The sequence below is a fragment of the Fontibacter flavus genome (genome assembly GCF_042432905.1).
Classification (GTDB): domain Bacteria; phylum Bacteroidota; class Bacteroidia; order Cytophagales; family Cyclobacteriaceae; genus Fontibacter; species Fontibacter flavus.
Map to the genome: position 1 here is coordinate 46698 of NZ_JBHLWI010000039.1, position 6075 is coordinate 52772.

Genomic DNA, 6075 nt, shown 5'->3' on the forward strand with positions numbered 1-6075 from the left:
CATGCAAATCATTTTCAGAAAAAATTTATCATAAACCCAATACAAAAACGCTAAACTAAACAATATGAGCATTTTACCTCAATTGGCTTTTCTCCTTGTTTTTGCTGCGGCTGGCTTTATTATTTACAAAAGGGTCAGCTTCCTGAAAAGAAATATTTTTCTGGGAAAGGCCGAAACTAGAAATGACCAGCCTGACAAAAGATGGGAAACCATGCTTTTGGTAGCCCTAGGTCAACAAAAGATGTTTAAAAGAGTTATTCCTGCATTGCTCCATTTGATGATTTATGTGGCTTTTGTCATCATCAACCTGGAAGTATTGGAATTTATCATCGATGGCATCGCAGGTACTCACCGTATTTTTGCTCCGGCACTTGGTACGGCTTACAGTGTGGCGATGAATATTTTTGAGTTTCTGGCCATCGCTGTGCTGGTTTCCTGTATTGCATTTTTGATCAGGCGAAATGTGATGAAAGTGGAAAGGTTTGCCAAGCCTGAAATGAAAGGCTGGCCTGCCATGGATGCCAACCTGATTTTGGTGATTGAAATCATTTTGATGATGGCCATCCTGACCATGAATGCTACCGATCAGATTTTGGCTTCAAGAGGAGCAGAACACTACATTTTATTGGATGGTCTTTTCTTCAGCAGCATGCTTCAACCCCTCTTTTCAGGGATGAGTGATGACGCTTTGGTCTTTATTGAGCGATTTGCCTGGTGGTTCCATATTGTCGGTATTCTGGGATTTGCCATTTATGTGACCTATTCCAAGCATTTGCACATCTTCTTGGCATTCCCGAACACCTGGTATTCTAACCTGAAGCCTAAGGGAGAAATTAAAAACATGCCAGAAGTCACCAATGAGGTGAATATGATGCTGGGAATTGCATCAGAAGGTGGATCTGAACCTCCAGCTGAAATTGGAAGATTTGGCGCCAAAGATATCAATGACCTTACTTGGGTTAATGTCATGAATGCATACAGCTGCACCGAATGCGGTAGATGTACTTCGGAATGTCCTGCCAACCTTACGGGTAAGAAACTTTCCCCAAGAAAAATCATGATGGATGTGAGGGACCGTGCAGAGGAAGTAGGTAAAAGCATCGATGCTGGAGGCCCTGGATTGGAAGACGGCAAATCCCTCTTGGGCGATTACATTACCAAAGAAGAGATCAATGCCTGTACTTCTTGCAATGCCTGCGTGGAAGCCTGTCCTGTGAATATTGACCCGCTTTCTATCATTCTGCAGATGAGAAGGTATGTGGCTATGGAGGAGTCAGGAACACCAGCGCAATGGAACGCGATGTTCCAAAATATGGAAACCTCCTTCTCTCCTTGGAAATTCTCCCCTTCTGATAGGTTCAACTGGGCAGATCAGGTGAAAAGTGAGGAAATGAAATAAAGAAACGAGAGATTAGAGACAAGAGATTAGAAATCAGAAATTCTCACTTCTTATTTCTCGGTTCTCGCCTCCCGCTTCTAATGTCTAATATCAAATAGTCTAAAAAATGTCAACATATAAAGTACCAACCATGGCCGAGATGGCCGCATCCGGTGAAAGTCCTGAAATCCTGTTTTGGGTAGGTTGTGCCGGTTCTTTTGATGATCGCTACAAAGCCGTAACACAGGCTTTTGTCAAAATATTGAATAAAGTGGGGGTGAGTTTCGCTGTCCTTGGTCCAGAGGAAGCCTGTACCGGTGACCCGGCAAGACGTGCTGGAAATGAGTTTCTGTTCCAGATGCAGGCCGTAGCCAATATTCAGGTGATGAATGGCTACAATATCAAAAAGGTAGTCACCGCATGTCCGCACTGCTTCAATACCATCAAAAATGAATACCCTGCACTTGGCGGTAATTATGAAGTGATCCACCACTCACAATTCTTACAGCAACTGATCAATGAGGGTAAAGTGGCCCTTCAGGGTGGTGGGGAATTCAAAGGCAAGAAGATTACCTTCCATGATTCCTGCTATCTTGGTCGTGCCAATGATGTTTACGAAGCCCCAAGGGAAGTGATCAAAGCCTTAGATGTGGAATTGGTCGAAATGAAGCGTTGCCGAACCAAGGGACTTTGCTGTGGAGCTGGCGGGGCGCAGATGTTTAAGGAACCCGAACCTGGCAAAAAAGACATCAATATCGAGCGTACCGAAGAGGCCTTGGCCACCGGTGCATCGGCCATTGCAGTAGGCTGTCCATTCTGCCTGACCATGATGTCCGATGGCGTGAAAAATAAAGACCGTGAACATGATGTCAAAGTCTACGACTTGGCCGAGATGATCGCCAAGGATATGGGGATTTGACGCTTGGTTATCAGATTTTGTATTGACTTAGACCTGTCAGGTTGGTTGTTAAACTTGGCAGGTTTTTTTTATTTAGTGCCCAACAGCTACACTTTTTAGAATCCGTATTTTTTTATTCTCCAAATCAGTACTGGAATAAATAGGAATGTCAAAAAATTAGAAAAATAGTTTCCAAGTTCTGTCCATAAATATTAATCAATCGCATTTATAATTTCAGGTTGGGCTATTTCAAAATTGGACTTTTCAATAACTATTGACGAAACCCTTTCTATATTCATAGGAATGCTCGTAAAGTACCAGACCCCATCAAATTTACAGGCAATTGTAAGTCCATCCGGTAGGCTGTTTTCCAAATCAAAGGATTGTTCTTTTACTTTTCCGATGATATGATCTTTCCAAAATACTTTTGGTTCATTCTTAGAATCAGTAAGGTAATATAGGCTTGTATATGTCGAATTTGACCTGATTTCCAAGTCAACCGGAGTCGAAGCAATGGGATGGGGTACAGTGAAAAGCAATTTAAAAAAGCTAAACACTATGAAAGCTAAAACGGCTAAACCATAAATAATGCTTTGATGCTTTTGCTTTACAGGCTTTGTAGATAGCCATAAAATCCCAATCAAGATCAAGTCAATTAAGATAGCATAGGGGAGTATGAGGTCTAAAAATTGGTAGGGCATTTCTAATGAAAATTTACTTTATTCTACTATGTCATCCTTGAATGTCTGAATGTTTCAACCACCTAAACTTAAACTTAAAATCCTAGAAACCCAATCATACCAATCCCTTATGCCATGCCCAGAACCACACGGAGCACCTTTACTTTAGACAGTGCCCAAGGATTATACCAGGATTTTGTACCTTTCTCTCAAATTTCTCCGTTAAAAAAGAGAACTAAATTGAGCCAAAAGACCTTATTTTGAGGAATAAAAATAACTGAAATATGTACATTGCTTTTGATCAAATGCCCGGACATTCCCGTATCTGGGTTTACCAATCGGATAGAAAATTCACCCCTGAGGAGAAAGCAGCCATCAGTGAGCGACTGAAAGCTTTTTGCGATCAGTGGAATACACACGGCAGCCTGATGCCCACTTCTTTCGATATCCGCTTTGATCAGGTCATCATCCTGGCCGTGGACGAAAGTCAATTGGGTGCCTCGGGATGCTCTATTGATTCCTCCGTCAGGACCCTTAGGGAATTGGAACAGCAATTCGCTATCAATCTATTGGATCAGGGCAAAGTATCCTTTTTGCTGAAAGAAGATGCTTTGGAAGTAAGTAACCTCATGGGCGTCAAATCCAAGGTGTCCGATGGCATCCTTCAGGCCGAAACCATCGTATTAAATCCTGTAGTCCAGCGGAAATCTGATCTCAGTGATAAATGGCTTATCCCTGCAAAAGATAGTTGGATGAACAAATTCTTTATGAATTAATTATCATATTGTCCTATATTTAAAGAATTGACAAAAATCTTTTGAAAAGCCCCATGACGCGAAGTGCTCTATTTCTTGTAGTGATGCTGATTCTTGGCTCTTGTACCAGCCTTTACCAGAAAGGTCAAAACCAATTTAGTGCAGGAGAATACCAGGTGGCCATCAATACTTTTTCGAGAATATTGGAAAATGACCCTGATAACAAACAGGCCAATTTTTACATGGCCGAAAGTTACCGATTAAGTAACCGCATCGAACAGTCTGAGGCCTATTATACCAAACTGTTGGCGGAAGATGAAACCTTTGAATCCTATTATAGATTGGGATTGAGCTTAAAAAGCCAGGCCAAATACGAAGAAGCCGAAGAGGCCTTCAAAAAAGCCCAACAGCTCACCTTGGATGACAACTATCAGAGACTGGTCAACTTGGAGCTGAACAACCTGGAAAAAATCAGCAACATTGAGCCTTATTATCCTTATCTCGAAGTAGAAAACTATCGCTTACTGAATACCCCATATGCAGAATACGGGCCGGTAGTCAGTGAGGGTTTTGTGTATTTCACCAGCAACAGGATCCCTTCTGGAATTTACAAGGCCACGGGAACTCCGCTTCTGAAAATGTTCCGGGCCAAAGCGGAAGGCATCAAAGTAGATGCGCAAAATGTGCAGTTACTTCCGCAGTTTCAAAATGAAACCAACCTCAACCAAGGTTCTCTGACCATCAGTCCTGATGGTAATACCCTCATTTATTCCAGATCTAATTCCGAGAGCAATAAAGACCTGCCGGATACCCATTTATTTGCCTCCTATTTCAGAGGAGGTGGCTATACGCAGCCGATTTGGATGCCGGTAAATGAGGATGAATTTTATACCAATCAGACCTCAGCCTTTAGTCCTGATGGCAATGAACTGTATTTTGCCTCTATCAGGCCGGAGGGTCAGGGAGGCTTGGATCTTTATAGGGCTACCAAACTGGCGAATGGGGATTTTGGGAACGCCGTCAACTTAGGTCCTCAGATCAATACACCGGGAAATGAAATGTTCCCTTATGTCGCCCCTGACGGTAAGCTTTTCTTTGCCTCTGATGGACATGCCGGCTATGGAAAACTGGATATCTATGTGGCCGAAAGAACTGACAAAGGTTGGGAAGTGAAAAACCTTGGACCAAATGTCAACACCAATGCGGATGATTTTGGTATCTACTTTACAAAATATCCTACTGAGGGATTCCTATCCTCCAACCGTGAAGGCGGCTTAGGAGATGATGACATTTATTACTTTGAGGACAAGACGCCTAAACCTAAAATCGTTAATGTATTCCTGAATGTGACCACGAAGGAGAAAAAGGACGATGGTACAGAGGTAGTGTTGCCGCAAACCAGAGTGGTGCTATATGACCAGAACAATAAAAATGTGGGAGGTGACTTCTCCAACACCAATGGCCGATTGAGATTTACCCTTGCCCCAGAGCAAAGTTTCTCCATGATCGCTTCCAAAGCAGGTTATTTCACCAAAAGCATCACCTATGATACTAGAGGAAAAACTCCAAGGCCTGAGGATCTGATCCAAGATGTGACCAATATTACTTTGGATACAACAATCGTGTTGGATGCTTTGATTTTGGAGAAATCCATTGTACTTGAAAACATCTACTACGATTTAGATAAAGCAGATATTCGTCCGGATGCTGCATTGGAATTGGATAAATTGGTGCAGATCCTGAAAGACAATCCAAGTATCAGAATTGAGCTGAGTTCACATACGGATGCCCGTGCATCTGATGCCTACAACGATGCCTTATCTCAGAGAAGGGCTGAATCAGCAGTTGCCTATATCGTCTCCAAAGGCATTGATGCCAGCAGGCTGGTGGCCAAAGGTTATGGTAAGCGTCAGCTGATCATCAAGGAAGCCCAAACAGAAGAAGAGCATCAGGTCAATAGAAGGACGGAGTTTAAGGTGATTGAGATTAGAGAGTGATTACCCCCACTTTGAGTTCATAAAATTAACATTTAGAGAAAGGAATGACATCTAGGGTACCGTTATTCTGATCCCGAGTAATCCGGGAGAAGAATCTCTCATGTAACAGGAGACCCTTCGCTTCACTCAGAGTGACGGTTTCCTGTTCCTTCAATTACAATTTTCGGAAAGGGATCTTTTGATAGGGATCCCTTTCTTATTTTTGCGGCTAGTGGCTGTCATTCACAATAGAATTTGTTACTTTCCTGACTTCCGCAGATTATTCACCGTAATTTTTTAAGTTATTGAATTTCAATGTTTATGGATTCTTAAGTTTCGGTTTTGGGTGTCCCAGGGGATGATTTTATTAAATTAGTCCATGTTTGTC

Annotated in this window: 5 protein-coding genes; 4 read left to right on the forward strand and 1 reads right to left on the reverse strand. The window is 42.3% G+C overall.

The genetic code is table 11. The features are described from left to right. Positions 1-64: 64 nt before the first annotated feature. Both ACFFIP_RS14485 and ACFFIP_RS14490 read left to right on the forward strand, forming a co-directional pair. Entirely contained in the window at positions 65-1399 is a 1335-nt protein-coding gene (locus ACFFIP_RS14485; protein ID WP_382388408.1) for a 4Fe-4S dicluster domain-containing protein, read from the forward strand. 106 nt (positions 1400-1505) lie between these two features. Next, positions 1506-2297 carry a (Fe-S)-binding protein gene (locus tag ACFFIP_RS14490; protein ID WP_382388409.1) on the forward strand — a complete coding sequence of 264 codons (792 nt, stop codon included), beginning with the start codon at positions 1506-1508 and terminating at the stop codon, positions 2295-2297. Between the two features lie 191 nt (positions 2298-2488). Here ACFFIP_RS14490 and ACFFIP_RS14495 read toward each other — a convergent pair whose 3' ends face one another. Next, complete coding sequence (locus ACFFIP_RS14495; RefSeq protein ID WP_382388410.1) at positions 2489-2977, reverse strand: hypothetical protein; 489 nt, start codon at positions 2975-2977, stop codon at positions 2489-2491. Positions 2978-3240: 263 nt separating this feature from the next. On the opposite strand from ACFFIP_RS14495, the gene ACFFIP_RS14500 reads away from it, so the two are divergent. After that, complete coding sequence (locus ACFFIP_RS14500) at positions 3241-3732, forward strand: hypothetical protein (RefSeq protein WP_382388411.1); 492 nt, start codon at positions 3241-3243, stop codon at positions 3730-3732. 53 nt (positions 3733-3785) lie between these two features. Continuing rightward, positions 3786-5708 (forward strand): CHU_0125 family OmpA-like outer membrane integrity protein, encoded by a 1923-nt coding sequence (locus ACFFIP_RS14505; RefSeq protein WP_382388412.1) that lies wholly within the window; start codon positions 3786-3788, stop codon positions 5706-5708. Positions 5709-6075: the final 367 nt, after the last annotated feature.